Genomic DNA, 16,526 nt, shown 5'->3' with positions numbered 1-16,526 from the left:
ACACCAAATTTACTTAAAAAAGAGCATTAATCTATCGGTAAAATCCTGTGGTGGCAGGCATGGGCGATTGGTTTTCATGTTAATGAATACGAGCAGCGTTTCGCCGGTATTAATAAGTTCGCCTTTTGGGTTTGTAAGTTCGTACCTGAAATGGATGCGGATGCCTGGCAGCTTATCCATGATCACCCTGATGCTGATCTCCTCGTCATATAAAGCAGGCTTTAGGTATTTGCATTGAAGCTCGAGCACAGGCATCATAATGCCCGATTCTTCCATGCCTTTATAAGTAAGGCCAAGACTGCGAAGCATCTCCACACGGCCTACTTCATAAAATTCGGCATAGTTACCGTAATACATATAGCCCATCTGGTCGGTTTCGCCATAGCGCACCCGTATTTTAGTAGTGTGCTCAAACATTACCTTCGGATGTTACGATCATTAAGGGCTTGCTGAAATTTATGCGCATTAACCAAATGGTCCGCCACGTTGGTGGCAAAGGCATGGTAGCCGGAAAAATCAGCTTTGGCGCACATATAAATATAGTCGCTCTTTTGATAGTTTAACACTGCTTTCACCGCATTAACCGATGGCATCATGATAGGCCCCGGAGGTAAACCTGTATGCAGGTAAGTATTATATGGCGAGTTATATGAAAGGTAGCGGGTAAGCACACGTTTTATAGTAAAATCGTTCAGCGCGAAGATCACGGTAGGGTCGGCCTCCAGTTTCATTCCTTTTTTAAGACGATTAAGGTATAAACCTGCTACAGCGGGCATTTCATCGTCATGCAGCGCTTCAGCATCAACTATTGATGCCAGGACAGATACTTCCTGTGGGGTTAAGTTTATCGCGGCAGCCAGTTTTTTACGTTCAGGTGTCCAAAAAGCCTGATAGTGCTCATACATTCGTTTAAAGAACTTTTCAGGGGTAGTATTCCAGTACATCTGGTACGAATCGGGCATGATCACCGTATATACATTATCAGTAGTAAAACCATATTTACCTACAAAACTTGCCGAATCGAGCAGGTTTATGATAGCGGTTGAATCAGGCTCGATCTTTTTTGAAATGAAGCCTGCAAACTGCTCTTTAAGTCGCAATCCGTGAAATTCAACCTTAACAGGCTCTTGCGTACCTGATGCCAGCATATTGATGAGTTTGCGGTTCCCCATGCCTTCATGCAGGCGATATTTACCCGGTTTTACACGGGTAACATAATTCATATTACGGGCAGCCCAGCCAAATGAAGCAGTATCCTTCACAATGCCCTCATCTTGTATTGTTTTAAAAACATCGCCAAATGTTGCGCCGGTGTGAATGTATAAGTACTCCTGTTTATCCGTAACGTTGGGGCCAAAGTATTTGAGGTAATAATTGAAACCTGTAAAGCCTAAAAGCACAACGATAATGATTACCAGCGCTATTATAAATTTTTTCAGTATGCCTGATCCTTGTTTTTCCGCGGTCATGATATTGAATAGATGGTGTTTGTTGTATTTATTTTAATTTTTGAATGGCAACTAATCCGCCGCTTAAATTACGCACGTTGTTATAGCCATGCCGCTCCAATATGTTTTGTGCAGTTTCGCTCCTTAAACCAACTTTGCACATAACGATTATCTCATCTGTTTTGTTGTAGGGTAAACTGTTAAGCGTATACTCCAAATTTGAAAGTGGTATGTTATCACCACCTACATTATAAGTATGGAATTCAATAACCTCGCGCACGTCGAGCAGGTTAAGGCTTTCACCTTTGCTTAAGCGCTCAAGCAGTTCGGAAGCTTTAATTTGCCGGTGGAGCTGCATCGGTTTTGGTACCTTGTGAAACAGTAAGATTTATACGCGTGCCAATACTTGTTTTGCTTAACGAATCGGTCTTCATGGGGTATTGCGAAACAACAACCACATTAGTCGAATCGGTAATAGTCCCTTGGTAAGTAACGATCCCAACGGTTAAGCCGGCGCCTTTTATAGCAAATCGGGCAGCATCAAGGTCAAGATTTACCAGTTCGGGTATTTCCACTTCGCTTGCACCCTCACCATCGCCCAAAACCAAATCTATTCTTGAGCCTTTGGGGATCTTTGTACCTGGTTTTATCACTTGTCCGCCAAAACGTACCTCCAGGATCCGGTCGCGGGCAATATCCGAACGGTACGTTGTATCGCCCAGTTTTAAGCCATAATTTGATATGGTAGCTATAGCTTCGCGATAATTGCTTTGTTCAAAATCGGGCAAAGCTACATTTGGTGCCTGCAGGGTTACCATGGTAAGGTAAATTACCCGGCTTTCTTTAACGTTGGTCCCGGGATCCGGGTCTTGTTCAACGATAGTACCAGGGGCCACGTCCTGTACATACACAGAATCTATTTTATAGCCAAATCCCTGCTCTTTTAAAATATCCATAGCTTTATCAATGGAAAGACCTTTAAGCTTTGGTACGGGTATGCCCGAACCATGACGGGTATAATAACCAAGGCTAAAAAAAGCTATTAAAACAACGGCTATCACGGTTACAATAGCCATTAATAAGTTATTCCGAAATGATTTTGATTTTAAGTAAGCCCCAAATTTGCTCATCAGTATATGTAAGGGTATCCTTTTTAATTAAGTATCAAACATAGGAATTATTTTGGATATGGGTGTTAGGATGTCGGATTTCGGATGTTCGATTTCGGAATTAATTATTGTAGAATTTCGGGAGTTTTAGACTCAAAATTTAAACTTTAGTATTATTTGCAATGATATTTATTCTAATTTCGACTTCGAAATCAGGTCGCTGTCGTTGCTCCTGGAAATAAATTCGAAATCGAACATCCGAAATCCGAAATAAAATGAGTCTTAAAAATATTGCCCTTTTGGCCGGAGGCTTTACCGGCGAATATGAAGTATCCCTTAACAGTGCAAAAAATATTGCAGCTAACCTGGCATCAAACAGCAACTATAAGGTTTATACTATATTAATTACCCGCGACAGATGGTTTTTTGAAGCAGATAATGCAACAGTTGATGTTGACAAGAATGATTTTACAATAACCCTTAATCAGGAAAAAATAAAGTTCGACTTTGCCTTCATCACCATTCATGGCAGCCCCGGCGAGGATGGAAAGCTGCAGGGCTATTTTGATATGCTTGGCATCCCTTATAATACCTGCGATGCCACAACATCGGCCATTACCATGAACAAGGCTTATACCAAAGCTATCGTGAACGGGATCCATGGCTTGCATACCGCACATTCCATGCGTTTATTTGAGCGCGATGTGCATGACGTTGCCACCATAGCAGCTAATTTGAAATTTCCGTTGTTTGTTAAACCTAATAATGGTGGCAGCAGCGTGGGTATGAGCAAGGTTCAAAACATAGCCGGCCTGCCAGAAGCATTGAACAGGGCATTTCAGGAAGATGCTCAGGTGTTAGTAGAAGAATTTATTAAAGGCCGCGAGTTCAGTATTGGTATAGCACGCCTGCACGGTAAAATAAAGGTATTACCTGCTACAGAAATTATAACCTCAAAAGATTTTTTTGATTACGAGGCGAAATATACTTCTGGTGTAACACAAGAAATAACTCCCGCCGACCTTTCGGCTGAAAAGGTTAAAGAAATTGCTGGCATAGTTACCGAGGTGTATACCCGCCTCAACTGCCGCGGCATGGCCAGGATCGACTTTATTTTGCTTGAAGGCAGTAATGATTTTTATTTTATTGAGATCAACACCACACCAGGCCAGTCTGCCGCTAGTTTGATTCCGCAACAGGTACGTGCGGCAGGTATGGATGTAGGCGAATTTTATAGCGCGCTTATTGAGGGAGCCACGTTATAATTTCGGAATTGAGGATTTCGATTTCGGATTTTATTTTGAATTCATATTTTAAGAGACGCCTTTGATGCGTCTCTTTTAGTGTAACAACAGATTCATTTTGTTATCAAAGCAACGATGCTGCAATTTCAAAACTTTATAAAATCATACGGTAATTACCCTGCTTTAAAAATTGAGAGCCTGCAATTGGAGGGCGGCATTTACTGGATAAAAGGAGTAAACGGATCTGGCAAAAGCACCCTGCTAAAATCCATTGCCGGCGTCCTGGCGTTTAATGGCGACATATTGCTTGGTGATAATATCAGCATAAAAAAACAACCGGTGGCTTACCGTAAGCTGGTTAATTTTGCTGAAGCCGAGCCGGTGTTTCCAGATTTTTTAACAGGTACTGAAATGGTCAGGCTGTTTGCTGATGCTAAAGACGCCCCGGCAGGACAGGAAGATAGGTATATTAAAAGTATGGGAATACAAAGTTTTGTCGACCGCCCGGTTGGCACTTACAGCAGTGGTATGATGAAAAAGCTTTCCCTGCTACTTGCCTTTTTGGGCAAGCCCAAATTGATCCTGCTCGATGAACCTTTGATCACTATTGATACGGCCTCGTTAGCAACATTAAATAGTTGGATAAGGGAAAGGTACGGGCAGGAGGGAACCGGCTTTTTACTGTCGTCGCACCAGATACTTGAAAATGGCTCATTACCCGTATCAGGTGAACTTCTCGTCGAAGATCAAACTTTAAAGTTTATCAGTTGATGAAATCGCTAACCAATGTATTGTTAAAGATTTTTGCAAACGGTTTTTTCCGGGTGCATGCCGGGATTTTGCTATTTATATTTTTGGCAATGGTTGGCGTAGTGCCTCCCCAATATTTAATAGGCTATCACAAAGCACTGATGCTGGCTATGGACAGCAGTTCGGTTGTAATGATCCTGGTGTTTATAAGCTGGTTTATTTATGCCGTTAAAAGCTGGCATTACGTATCCGGGCAAATCTTTGCCCCCAGTCAACATTTTTTATTTTATAGCAGCAATGCCCTAAGCAAAGGGAAACAAATAATAAGCTGGTTTTGGGTACAGGCCGCTATATTATCGCCGGTAATATTGTACGCAGTTATCGCTGTGGGGGTGGGTTTTTCCAATCATTATTATTTATTTCCGGCTTGCATTTTACTGTATTTAACCGCCTTAACTTATTTAAGTGCAGTTATTTATACAAAGCAAATTAACGGACTTGTTGATGGCAATAATCAATCTATATTATTAAAACTAAGCAGCAAATGGCGTAAACCTTATTTCAGCCTTTACGTTTACCACCTGTTAGATAAGCGCAAGGTTCCATACCTCATTACCAAGGCGCTTTCCTGGCTTATCATCACCGGGGTGTTTTACGTGTTTGCTGATGTTAAAACTGATGTCCGTGTTGCCGGTATTGCAATCCTTGCTGTTATAACGGCGCATATTGTATTGATATTTGAGGAAAGGAAATTTGAAGAGAACGGCCTTTGCTTTTCCCGCAATTTGCCTTATAGCAGGACACAGCTATTTCTGAATTTTATAGGCGTCTATTTCATTCTCCTCATCCCCGAAAGTATCTGGCTGTTCAGCAGGTTTAACCCGCTAATGGCTATTGAACTGCTGCTTGTTGGCTTAAGCACCGCGATGCTGTTTCATTGCCTGCTTTACTGGTTTGGCCTTAATATGGATAAGTACCTGCAATGGATCCTGGGGTTATTTATTGTATTGTTCTGGATCATTATGTTCAAGCTACTTTGGGTGCTGGTTCCTTTAAACTTTGGTATTGCTTACTGGCTGTTTTACAGTAATTATTACAAGTTTGAGGGCGTGGTAAGCGATAAGTTGTAACCTTTTAAAGCTGCGCTTTCACCATCCTGTCCCTGCCGCTCATGTCTTTTCTTAACTCAATGTTTTTAAACCTTTTACCAGTTAATAGCTCAACAGTTTCATTGCCTAAATTTTCATTGATCTCGAAGAAAAGCAAGCCGCCGGCAATCAAATTACTAAGTGAAAAATCGGCTATGGCCCGGTAAAATATCAGCGGATCATGTTCTGGTACAAACAAAGCAGTATGTGGCTCAAAATCTGTAACATTACTATGCATCTGCTTTTTATCATCAAGCGTAACGTAAGGAGGGTTGCTTACAATGATATTATACTGAGCCTCTTCTTTATCATGCTCAATATTCAAAATATCAGCCAGAATAAAATTAACCTCAACTTCATTTAATAAAGCATTTTCCTTAGCGGTTTCCAAAGCTCCTTCGGATATATCTATCGCAGAAACATCCGCATTTGCCAAATTCTTTTTCAGGCTGATGGCGATACACCCACTACCGGTACCGATATCCAGCACAGAAAACCTTTCACCTTTTGCCTTTAACCTTTCGCCTTCTAAAATCCATTCCACCAGTTCCTCAGTTTCCGGGCGCGGGATCAGCACATATGGGTTTACTTTAAATGGCAAGCCAAAAAACTCGGTGATACCAAAAATATATTGAATGGGTTTGCCTGTTTTTAATTCGGCAAGGATGTTTTTCGCCTGTTCCGACTGTTCAGCAGTTAACGTTCTTTCGGGGAATGCCTTAACAGATGCCCTTGATAAACCGGTAACTTCGGCAATAACAAACAGCGTAATAGCTTCGGTTTCATTAGTATCATAAATGCCATTTATCTGTTGCCTGTAATCTTCAAAAACATCCTTAATCGTAATCATGCAACAAAGTAACATAAAAGCTACTTTTGCAGCATGCTTGAACATGAAAAATATATGCGCCGTTGTTTGGAGCTTGCTCAATTGGGTGCAGGATACGTTAGTCCGAACCCTATGGTTGGCGCGGTAGTAGTTCACGATGGCAAAATAATAGGAGAGGGCTATCATCAGAAATACGGCCAGGCCCATGCCGAAGTTAACGCTATTGAACAGGTTACGCAAAGGTTTGATAACTATGCCCAACTGCTGAAAAACTCGATTATATATGTTTCATTAGAGCCTTGTGCGCATTATGGTAAAACGCCGCCCTGCGCCGATCTGATCATCAAACATCAAATCCCTGAAGTGATTGTTGGTTGCCGCGACCCATTTGCTCAGGTCGATGGAAAAGGTATTGAAAAATTGCAGGCTGCCGGCATTCAAGTAGTAACCGGCGTATTAGAACAGGAATGTCAATGGCTTAATCGTCGCTTTTTTACCAAGGTACAAAAGCACAGGCCATATATTATATTAAAATGGGCACAAACACAGGATGGGTTTTTTGCTCCGGCTGATGGCAGCCAGTTCTGGATCACCGGCCCCGAATCACGCAAGCTGGTGCACAAGTGGCGTAGTGAAGAAGATGCTATACTGGTAGGAAAAAACACGGTACTAAGTGATAACCCGCAATTAAATACCCGTTACTGGGATGGCCCATCACCCAAACGTGTGGTGATAGATCGAAGGCTGGAACTAAATAAAGGGTTGAATGTATTTGATCAGTCGGCCGAAACGTTAATATTTAACGAGCTTAAGTTTGATGTTGACGGCAAAAACAGGTATATAGCACTGGAAGATTTTGAACGCTTTGTGCCTCAATATATTTTATACCAGTTATACCTGCAGGATATCCAATCGGTTATTATTGAAGGCGGCGCGCGTACACTTGATGCTTTTATTGAGGCTGGCCTTTGGGATGAGGCACGGATATTTACCGGTGATAAAGTTTTGAACAAAGGCATAAAAGCACCGCAAATAACAGGTATACTTGCCGATGAATATCCTGTAGGCGCCGATCGCCTCCAATTGTTATACAATAAGCCGGTTATATAAATGCTGTTCGTTTTTTTAAGTATTTGCTGTAGTGTTATCGTTTCCATTTTGCTGAAACTGGCAAAACGCTATCATGTGGACGTTTACCAGGCCATTACCTGGAACTACTCTATGGCTATTTTGCTCACCTGGTTCTTTTTTAAACCACAGCTGAGCATTATCCAAAACGGGCCTGTTTATAATTACGTGGCCCTGGGCATCCTGTTTCCCGCTATATTTGTAATAATGGCAACGTCGGTGCGCAAGGCCGGTATTGTTCGTACAGACGTAGCGCAACGCTTATCCCTGTTTATCCCCATACTGGCAGCATTTGTTTTATTTGGCGAAGCCACTGGCACAATTAAAGCAATTGGCATTATACTGGCCTTTATTGCTATCATTTGCTCTATACCCTGGCAAAAATCTGCCGGTAATAAAGTTGAAAAGGGTTCATGGATTTACCTGTTAATTGTTTTTCTCGGTTTTGGCGTAATTGATGTATTGCTAAAACAGCTTACCAAGGTAAATAATGTGCCTTTTACCACAGCCATTTTTGTCATCTTTATTATTGCGTTTATATTAACCCTTGCTGGTTTGATTTACCAGGTATCCGCAAAAAAAATGAAATTTTCATTGCCGCATATCCTCATAGGCTGGGTATTAGGGATAGCCAACTTTGGCAATATCCTGTTTTACTTAAAGGCGCACCAGGCGCTGGCGAACAGCCCTTCGGCAGTGTTTTCGTCGGTAAATATTGGCGTTATTGTGGTTGGTACGCTGGTTGGCATCTTTGTATTTAAAGAGAAGCTGAGCCTGCTTAATAAAATCGGCATAGCTATAGCGGTGCTGGCTATTATCATTATTTATTTCCCGCAAACATTGGGCTTCCTGCACCTGTAATATTTTTGAATGCTTTTTGACGATACTTATAAAACCATAGAAAACCCTGCCGAAGGTGTTTTTCGCGACCGCGGCAGCAAGTTCCTGGCCTATGCTTATCCCATCAGTTCTGAAAATGATATCAAGGCAATAGTTGCCCGACTAAAATCAGAACATCCCAAAGCCAATCACCATTGCTGGGCTATGCGCTTAACCATCGACCGTTCGGTGTTCAGGGTTAACGATGACGGTGAGCCTTCAGGAACTGCGGGTCGACCAATCCTGAATACACTGCTGTCAAAAGACCTTACCAATCTCCTGGTTGTGGTAGTCCGATATTTCGGCGGCACCTTATTAGGGGTTCCGGGTTTGATTAATGCTTATAAAGCAGCCACAGAGGATGCATTAAACCACTCGGTTATCATTTCAAAAACGGTAAATGACGTATACACTATCTCATTTGATTATTTGCAAATGAATGATGTGATGCGGATCATCAAGGAAGAGGGCCTTGGTGTACTTAATCAGCAATTTGACAATGATTGCAGTATCCAGCTTTCTATCCGAAAAACGCAGGTTGAGCAGGCGCTTTTTAAATTAAGCAAGGTGAACGGTTCGCAGGTTAAATACAACTACAGTATCTAACTATTCCATTACAACAGCCACTTTAGGCACTCTTTTTGTGTCCATTTAATTCCTTAATTGTGGTCTAATTGTTTTAATTTAGTCGGGTATGCAATCTTTTGAATTAGATAAAACCGACCTGCTCCGCATTAAAACAGCGCTCGAAGCCGATGATGCTGAGTTAGAGAATGTTCTGAAGGAATATCACGCCTCGGAGATTGCTATACTATTTGAAAAACTTCAGCAGGAAGAAAAAGAAAGGATCATCAATATCCTCCCGGCCGACGTCGCTTCGGAAGTTTTATCCGAAATGGACGAAGAGCATGGCCCTGCCGAATTGCTTGTAAACCTCGATCCTGAAAAACGTACCGAGATAGTTGAAGAGCTTGATTATGATGATGCTACCGACATCATTTCCCAGTTGGATGAAGAACACCAGGAAGAGATCTTAGAAGACCTCGATCATGAAGATGCCAGCAGCATCCGGGCATTGATGACCTATGCCGAAGATACTGCCGGTGGTTTGATGAACTCCGAGATTATCAAGGTAAACATCAACTTGGATAAAAAGGATGCGCTTGATGAGATCATCCGACAATCGGAAGAGATGGAAGAGTTTTATACCATCTGCGTAGTTGATAATGACGATATACTGAAAGGGATTCTCTCCATTAAAACAGTTATCAAGGCCCGCGCCGATGCCCGCATCAGCGATTTGGTAACTACCGATTTTGTTTATGTAAAAGCCGAGCTTGACCAGGAAGAGGTAGCCCGCCTCATCAAGCAATATAACCTTACCAGTATCCCGGTTGTTGATGATCACATGAAACTGCTCGGACGCGTTACGGTGGATGATATTATAGACGTAATGGAAGAGGAAAACACCGAGGACATCCTGAAGATCTCCGGTGTATCTGAAGATGAAGAATTGAGCGGTAACTGGCTGGAGGCAGTAAAAAGCCGTTTGCCATGGCTGGTGATCAACCTGGGCACAGCATTCCTTGCTGCATCCATTATCCGAACATTTGATTCGACAGTTGCCAAGCTTTCCATTATCTCGGCTTATATGACCATTATAGCAGGTATGGGTGGCAATGCCGCCACACAGGCATTGGCGGTAACTGTAAGGCGTATTTCGTTAAGCGATCTTTCCGACAAACAAGCCTATAACACCGTATTAAAAGAGTTTTTAGTAGGCCTGATCAACGGCGCCGCCAATGGGCTCATCGTGTTTATAGTAGCGTTCTTTTACGATGCCAATCCGCTGCTTGGCCTGGTATTGTTCTTAGCCATGACAGGCAACCTGATCATAGCAGGCTTAACAGGTGCTTCCATCCCGTTGATATTGAAAAGGGTAGGGATTGACCCCGCAGTAGCATCATCCATCATCATCACTACTTTTACCGATTGTATTGGGTTTTTATTACCGCTTTGGTTGGCTACCAAGCTTTTGTTGAAGTAATATATCCCGCCGGTTATGCCTGTCCCCACAGCAACTCATAAGGAGATAGCGTAGTCACGAACCCCGGAAGCACTAAGCTGCCAAATATTTAAAACCTTGTTATATAGCCAGTTTCTTTTTGAGGGCTGTCAAAATGTTATATTTATAAATAATCTTTGAATATTTGCGTGTTTACAATAACTTAATAACATTGTTGGGACGAATTTAATCTGAAACTGATGACAGAAGTTAGACATAACTGGACTAAAGAAGAAATAGCCGAAATATACCATACACCATTGCTTGATCTTGTATACAAGGCCGCTACAATCCACCGCGAGAATAAAGATTATGCAGAAGTGCAAATCAGTTCTTTGATCTCGATAAAAACAGGCGGATGTTCTGAAGATTGTGCTTACTGCCCGCAGGCTGCCCGTTATAATACGGGTGTAAATGTACATGCCATAATGCCGAAAGATGAAGTAATTGCTGCTGCCGAAAAGGCAAAAGCCGGAGGTGCATCACGTTTGTGTATGGGGGCGGCCTGGCGCGAGGTTCGTGATAACCGCGATTTTGATAAGGTAATTGATATGGTTAAAGCGGTGAACAGCCTTGATATGGAAGTGTGCTGTACCCTTGGCATGCTTACCGAAAGCCAGGCGCAACGTTTGGCCGATGCCGGTTTATATGCCTACAATCATAACCTTGATACATCCGAAGAAGATTACAAACGGATCATCACCACCCGTACCTATGATGAGCGTCTTAAAACGCTTGAACATGTGCGCAAAGCGAAGATCACCGTATGCAGCGGCGGCATCATTGGCTTGGGTGAAACGGTAGAGGACAGGGTATCCATGCTCAAAACATTGTCGAACCTGCCCAAACACCCCGAATCAGTGCCTATTAATGCTTTAGTTCCGGTAGCAGGAACTCCGTTAGCCGATCAGCCCCGTGTTTCTGTTTGGGATATGGTTAGGATGGTGGCCACAACAAGGATCATTATGCCTAAAACCGTAGTGCGTTTATCTGCCGGTCGTACGGAGATGAGTACGGTTGAACAGGCTTTCTGTTTTATGGCAGGAGCTAATTCAATTTTTGCCGGCGAAAAGCTGCTTACCACGCCAAACCCATCATTTGATACCGATATGGCTATGTTTGAATTGCTTGGTTTATCGCCGCGTAAAGCTTTCAAAAATGGCCGGCCTAATGAAGTTAATAAAGAAGAAGTTGAAGTTGCGGGCTAATAGCGCTTTCAGATAAAACAAAAGGAGCCGTAGCAAAATGCATGGCTCCTTTTGTTTTAATAGGATCTCTTAAATTCTTATCAGAGATTTCTATTAGTCTCTCATATTAATGTATTGCAATGGCTGGCCAAAATCCTCCGCACGGCAAAGGCTGATAACGGATTGCAGGTCATCAATCTTTTTACCTTGCACCCGCACCTGATCGTCCATGATAGAGGCTTGTACTTTAAGGCCGCTATCTTTAATTTTCTTTACTATTTTTTTAGCAGCTTCCTTATCTATGCCTTCCCTGATCTTGATTTCCTTGCGGATCATGTTGCCCGATGCATATTGCTCTTTGCCAAAATCCAGCGCTTTGGGATCAAGATGTTGTTTAACCATCCGGCTTATGATGCTGTCTTGTATGGCTTTAAGGCGCATATCGTTTTCAGTAACTATGGTAACCTGGTTTGTTTTTTTATCAAGGTCAATAGTGCTTTTTGAATCGTTAAAGTCGTAACGGTTCAGGATCTCTTTTTTGGCGGTATTTATCGCGTTATCAAGCGTTTGCCCGTCTATTTTACTAACTATATCAAATGTAGGCATAAGTAGTGTGTTGGTTATAAATGTTTTGCAAAACTAATGTATTGTAAACATACAGTGCAATATTGCAACAAATTGTTTAATTTCTGCAATAAATAATGATGAATGAAAACAGGTTAATTCCTCATGAGTTAATATTAAGTTAACAAATAAATAAGCAGATTTGTAACATCTGGCTGTAAAGCGAGAAATTTTTATGGATAAACAGGTTCCCTTAATTAACAGAGAAATAAGCTGGCTATATTTTAACGATAGGGTTTTGCAGGAAGCGGCCGACCCGACCGTTCCCCTGATAGACCGGATTAGGTTCTTAGCTATATTTTCATCTAACCTCGACGAATTTTACAGGGTGAGGGTTGCCACACTAAGCCGTTTAGCTGCACTTAATGAAAAATCGAAAGAGATACTTGGTTATAACCCTAAAAAGATACTTAACCAGATCAAGAATATTGTAGTAAGGCAGGAACGTAAATTCAACAATCTGTACGAAAACATCATTGTTAAACAGCTGGCCGAAGAAAAGATCTTCATCCTGAATGATAAACAGCTTAACGTAACCCGCGGTACTTTCGTTAAAAATTATTTCAGGGAGAAGCTGTTGGCTACATTGGTGCCTATTATGCTTAATGACACCTTACCGCTGCCTGAGCTTAGGGACAGGGCTGTTTACTTTTTTGTAAAGCTTACCACCAATAAAAAAACAAGGTTTGCCCTTATTGAGTTTCCGGATAACCTTTCGCGTTTTGTTAAACTGCCCGATACCAATAACCTGAAGTTCATTATTTTGCTTGATGATATTATCAGGTACAGTTTGGAGGATATCTTTTTCATTTTTGAACATGATAGCATAGAGGCTTACTCCATCCAGCTTACCCGCGACGCGGAGCTTGACCTGGATAAAGAGGTGAGCGAAAAATTTGTAGATTCACTGGCCAAGAGCCTTCAAAAGCGCAAAAAAGGTAAACCGATGCGTTTGTTGTATGACTCAGAGATGCCTATGGATATGCTGAAATACCTGGTAGGCAAAATGGGCCTGCATGGCGAAAGTCTTATCCCGGGTAATAGGTACCATAATTTCAAAAATTTTATTTCGTTCCCCAACGTTGGTGGGCCGGAGCTTGAGTATAGCAAATATATAGCACTCCCTGTGGCCGACCTTTCATTCGGTAAAAGCCTTATAGGGCTCATCGCCAAAAAGGATTACCTGGTAAGTACACCTTATCAATCTTATGATTACGTGATCCATTTTTTGCGCGAGGCCGCAATAGACCCTAAGGTAAAAGAGATTAGCATTGCAGTATATCGTTTGGCCGAAAACTCAAGAGTGGTCCATGCTTTAATAAATGCCGCTAAAAACGGCAAAAAGGTAAACTGCCTTGTAGAGTTAAGGGCCCGCTTTGATGAGCAAAACAATATTCACTGGAGTAACAGGCTTGAAGAGGAGGGTGTAACAGTATTGTACGGTGTACCCGGTTATAAGGTGCACTCGAAAATATGTTTGGTTAGCCGTACCGAAAAAGGTAAGCTGGCTTATTATGCCTGCCTTTCAACCGGTAATTTTAATGAAAAAACAGCGCAGATCTATGCCGATCACACCTTGTTTACAGCTAATAAAAAAATCACCGATGACCTGGTAAATGTTTTTAAAGCAATTAATAAGGGATTATTGCCTAAGGGGCTCAAAAGCCTCATCGTGTCGCCAATTGACTCGCGGCCTGCCATTTACAGGCTAATAGATAACGAGATCAAAAACGCCAAAGCCGGTAAACAGGCATATATGATCCTGAAGATGAACAGCCTTGCTGATGAAGATCTCATTAGCAAGTTATACCAGGCCAGTAATGCAGGCGTAAAGATCAAAATGATCATCAGGGGGATGTGCTGCTTAATTGCCGGTGTGAAGGGTTATAGCGAAAATATAGAGGTGATTAGTATTGTAGATAAATATCTTGAACACGCCCGGGTGCATATTTATTGCAATGGCGGCAAGGAGCTCATCTACCTTACATCGGCCGATTTCATGACCCGAAATATTGACAACCGTGTTGAAGTTGGCTTCCCGATATATGACGAAAAGCTGCAGCAGGAGATAAGGGATATTATTGATATTCAGCTTGAGGATAACACCAAAGCCCGTGAGATCAACAGCCAGAACACCAACAAATACCACAAAACAAACTCGCCCGAAAGCCACCGGGCGCAAATTGAAATATATAATTATTTAAAAAATAAAACGAAATAACATTGAGATACGCCGCTATTGATATAGGTTCAAACGCCGTGAGGCTGTTAATTGCCGACATAATTCAAAACACCGGATCGGTGTCGTTCAAAAAAAACACCTTGATCCGTGTTCCGTTGCGTTTGGGAGACGATGCTTTTATCCAGCAGCATATATCTGAGAAAAAAACGACAGAGCTGGTAAAATCAATGGTTGCTTTTAGTAACCTGATGGATGTATATAAGGTTACCGATTATTTAGCCTGTGCAACATCGGCCATGCGCGAAGCCAAAAACGGAGAAGATGTTGTAAAGCTGATTAAGGATGAAGCTAACATCGATATTGAAATTGTACATGGATCTAAAGAAGCCAGTATCATTTATGCCAGTCATGCCGAGCAAAACATCGATAAAAGCAAAAACTACCTTTATATTGACGTAGGCGGCGGCAGTACAGAGCTTTCGCTGTTTTCGGCAGGGGAGCTGATCGTTTCGCGTTCGTTTAATATTGGCACCATCCGCATTCTTGATAACCAGGACACCGACGAAACCTGGAACGAAATGAAGGATTTTGTGCGCGACAATACCCGTAACTTTAAGCAATTATCAGGCATAGGTACCGGCGGCAACATTAATAAACTGTTCAGGCTATCCGAAGAAAAAGAAGATATGCCGCTAACTTTTGCTAAACTAAGATCACTATATACCTACCTGAGCTCTTTTTCATTAAAAGACAGGATCAACGTACTTGGCCTAAACCAGGATAGGGCCGATGTAATTATTCCTGCCTGTGAAATTTACCTTACGGTAATGAAAAATGCCAACATTAAAAACATATATGTGCCCAGGGTAGGTATGGTTGACGGAATTATCCAAACTTTAATAGAAAAAAATATTCAATAAACAGGTTAAAATTATTTTAACAAATTGTTTAATAATTTAAAAAGTGTTATTATATTTGTAGTGCCCTCTCAAGGGCATGTTTTTCATAGGTAGATGTAGGGTCGGGTACAAGTTATTCGACCCTTTTTTGTGCCCCTAACTTTTTGTGTGTTTGGGTTGTTGAAGGAGTAATTATGAAGAAAAAGATAGTTGTTGCTATTACGGGCGCCAGTGGCTCAATATATGCCAGTCTGCTGCTAAAAAAACTAACTCAATTGCAGGATCAAATTGCCGAAGTGGGCGTTGTTATGTCAGATAATGCCAAAGATGTTTGGAAGTTTGAACTCGGCAACGAAGAATACAGCCGGTTCCCTTTTAAATTTTACGCCAAAAATGACTTCATGGCACCCTTTGCTTCGGGTTCGGCAAAGTTTGATACCATGATAATTGTTCCATGCTCAATGGGGACGCTTGGAAGGATAGCAGGAGGGATCTCTGACGATTTGATCACCCGTGCGGCCGACGTGATCCTTAAAGAGCGCCGTAAGCTGGTATTGGTAGCCCGTGACACGCCGCTCAATCTGATCCATATCCGTAACATGGCAACTGTTACGGAAGCAGGTGGGATCATATGTCCGGCGATTCCATCATATTACAGCAAGCCCCAAACTATAGAAGAGCTGGCTATGACAGTAGTAAACCGGGTTATTGATTTAATAGGGCTGGAAAGTAAAAGCTATGAGTGGAAGGGGATCTGAATTCCACATCGTTTCGGTTAAGCAATTGCGGTTACGTGCCGTTTTAATTACCCGGAATATATCCGAACTTTAACGGGTAGCCCGTCTAATGGAAAACTACAAAGGTATTTCTATTATCACTGTAAATTCTTATGCGGTTAGTTAAGTTTGTTAGGGTATCCTTACCAAAGGGGGCAGCCCTATTACGGGGTATAAAGCCGCATTAGAAAGTAAGGCGATTTTTTTTATTAGGTCATTCATCCGTGATAATACCATAAACGACGAAACAAAATCACG

At 41.9% G+C, this 16,526-nt stretch carries 17 protein-coding genes; 11 read left to right on the top strand and 6 right to left on the bottom strand.

Translation table 11 applies throughout. The features are described 5' to 3' along the window. Positions 1 to 9: 9 nt before the first annotated feature. Genes J3L18_RS09300 through J3L18_RS09285 form a run of 4 tightly spaced genes read right to left on the bottom strand, consistent with a single transcriptional unit; the run spans position 10 to position 2,578 of the window. A complete protein-coding gene (locus tag J3L18_RS09300) occupies positions 10 to 417 on the bottom strand; it encodes an acyl-CoA thioesterase (protein WP_129570272.1) in 408 nt (135 codons plus the stop codon). After that, positions 417 to 1,469, bottom strand: coding sequence for an endolytic transglycosylase MltG (gene mltG, locus J3L18_RS09295; protein WP_129570271.1), 1,053 nt, complete (start codon positions 1,467 to 1,469; stop codon positions 417 to 419). Before mltG ends, J3L18_RS09300 begins: the two co-directional genes overlap by 1 nt. Positions 1,470 to 1,497: 28 nt before the next feature. Next, positions 1,498 to 1,806 carry a rhodanese-like domain-containing protein gene (locus tag J3L18_RS09290; protein WP_129570270.1) on the bottom strand — a complete coding sequence of 103 codons (309 nt, stop codon included), beginning with the start codon at positions 1,804 to 1,806 and terminating at the stop codon, positions 1,498 to 1,500. After that, the gene (locus tag J3L18_RS09285; RefSeq protein ID WP_129570269.1) at positions 1,784 to 2,578 is read right to left on the bottom strand and encodes a PASTA domain-containing protein; all 795 of its coding nucleotides are present in this window, start codon (positions 2,576 to 2,578) and stop codon (positions 1,784 to 1,786) included. Before J3L18_RS09285 ends, J3L18_RS09290 begins: the two co-directional genes overlap by 23 nt. 254 nt (positions 2,579 to 2,832) lie before the next feature. On the opposite strand from J3L18_RS09285, the gene J3L18_RS09280 reads away from it, so the two are divergent. From J3L18_RS09280 to J3L18_RS09270, 3 genes are all read left to right on the top strand, one after another. Further along, complete coding sequence (locus J3L18_RS09280; RefSeq protein ID WP_129570268.1) at positions 2,833 to 3,822, top strand: D-alanine--D-alanine ligase; 990 nt, start codon at positions 2,833 to 2,835, stop codon at positions 3,820 to 3,822. Between the two features lie 114 nt (positions 3,823 to 3,936). Beyond that, complete coding sequence (locus J3L18_RS09275) at positions 3,937 to 4,572, top strand: ABC transporter ATP-binding protein (protein WP_129570267.1); 636 nt, start codon at positions 3,937 to 3,939, stop codon at positions 4,570 to 4,572. Then, a complete protein-coding gene (locus J3L18_RS09270; RefSeq protein ID WP_129570266.1) occupies positions 4,572 to 5,681 on the top strand; it encodes a hypothetical protein in 1,110 nt (369 codons plus the stop codon). The genes J3L18_RS09275 and J3L18_RS09270 overlap by 1 nt, the downstream gene beginning before the upstream one ends. A gap of 4 nt (positions 5,682 to 5,685) precedes the next feature. On the opposite strand, the gene prmC is transcribed toward J3L18_RS09270, so the two are convergent. Further along, on the bottom strand, positions 5,686 to 6,549 hold the full coding sequence (prmC, locus tag J3L18_RS09265) for a peptide chain release factor N(5)-glutamine methyltransferase (protein ID WP_189549300.1): 864 nt from the start codon (positions 6,547 to 6,549) through the stop codon (positions 5,686 to 5,688). A 33-nt stretch (positions 6,550 to 6,582) separates the two neighbouring features. Here prmC and ribD point away from each other — a divergent pair, with 33 nt between their 5' ends. From ribD to bioB, 5 genes are all read left to right on the top strand, one after another. Next, on the top strand, positions 6,583 to 7,638 hold the full coding sequence (ribD, locus tag J3L18_RS09260) for a bifunctional diaminohydroxyphosphoribosylaminopyrimidine deaminase/5-amino-6-(5-phosphoribosylamino)uracil reductase RibD (protein WP_129570264.1): 1,056 nt from the start codon (positions 6,583 to 6,585) through the stop codon (positions 7,636 to 7,638). Then, positions 7,639 to 8,517, top strand: a complete 879-nt coding sequence (locus J3L18_RS09255) for an EamA family transporter (RefSeq protein ID WP_129570263.1) — start codon at positions 7,639 to 7,641, stop codon at positions 8,515 to 8,517. A gap of 9 nt (positions 8,518 to 8,526) precedes the next feature. Further along, the gene (locus J3L18_RS09250) at positions 8,527 to 9,141 is read left to right on the top strand and encodes an IMPACT family protein (RefSeq protein WP_129570262.1); all 615 of its coding nucleotides are present in this window, start codon (positions 8,527 to 8,529) and stop codon (positions 9,139 to 9,141) included. A gap of 88 nt (positions 9,142 to 9,229) precedes the next feature. Then, on the top strand, positions 9,230 to 10,582 hold the full coding sequence (gene mgtE, locus J3L18_RS09245; RefSeq protein ID WP_090525911.1) for a magnesium transporter: 1,353 nt from the start codon (positions 9,230 to 9,232) through the stop codon (positions 10,580 to 10,582). A 218-nt stretch (positions 10,583 to 10,800) separates the two neighbouring features. After that, complete coding sequence (bioB, locus tag J3L18_RS09240) at positions 10,801 to 11,808, top strand: biotin synthase BioB (RefSeq protein ID WP_090525910.1); 1,008 nt, start codon at positions 10,801 to 10,803, stop codon at positions 11,806 to 11,808. A gap of 93 nt (positions 11,809 to 11,901) precedes the next feature. Here bioB and J3L18_RS09235 read toward each other — a convergent pair whose 3' ends face one another. Next, on the bottom strand, positions 11,902 to 12,393 hold the full coding sequence (locus J3L18_RS09235) for a YajQ family cyclic di-GMP-binding protein (RefSeq protein ID WP_090525909.1): 492 nt from the start codon (positions 12,391 to 12,393) through the stop codon (positions 11,902 to 11,904). 193 nt (positions 12,394 to 12,586) lie between these two features. Between J3L18_RS09235 and ppk1 the strand changes: the two genes are divergently transcribed. The 3 genes from ppk1 (at position 12,587) to J3L18_RS09220 (ending at position 16,250) form a co-directional block, all read left to right on the top strand. After that, the gene (gene ppk1 / locus J3L18_RS09230) at positions 12,587 to 14,632 is read left to right on the top strand and encodes a polyphosphate kinase 1 (protein WP_091164470.1); all 2,046 of its coding nucleotides are present in this window, start codon (positions 12,587 to 12,589) and stop codon (positions 14,630 to 14,632) included. Between the two features lie 2 nt (positions 14,633 to 14,634). Further along, positions 14,635 to 15,513, top strand: coding sequence for a Ppx/GppA phosphatase family protein (locus J3L18_RS09225; protein WP_129570261.1), 879 nt, complete (start codon positions 14,635 to 14,637; stop codon positions 15,511 to 15,513). A gap of 173 nt (positions 15,514 to 15,686) precedes the next feature. Continuing rightward, positions 15,687 to 16,250, top strand: coding sequence for a UbiX family flavin prenyltransferase (locus tag J3L18_RS09220; RefSeq protein WP_176844406.1), 564 nt, complete (start codon positions 15,687 to 15,689; stop codon positions 16,248 to 16,250). Positions 16,251 to 16,526: the final 276 nt, after the last annotated feature.

It is taken from the genome of Mucilaginibacter gossypii (assembly GCF_017569325.2).
Taxonomy (GTDB): Bacteria; Bacteroidota; Bacteroidia; order Sphingobacteriales; family Sphingobacteriaceae; genus Mucilaginibacter; species Mucilaginibacter gossypii.
Note: the sequence above shows the minus strand (reverse complement) of the source record. Positions and strands in the feature narration are given on the sequence as shown.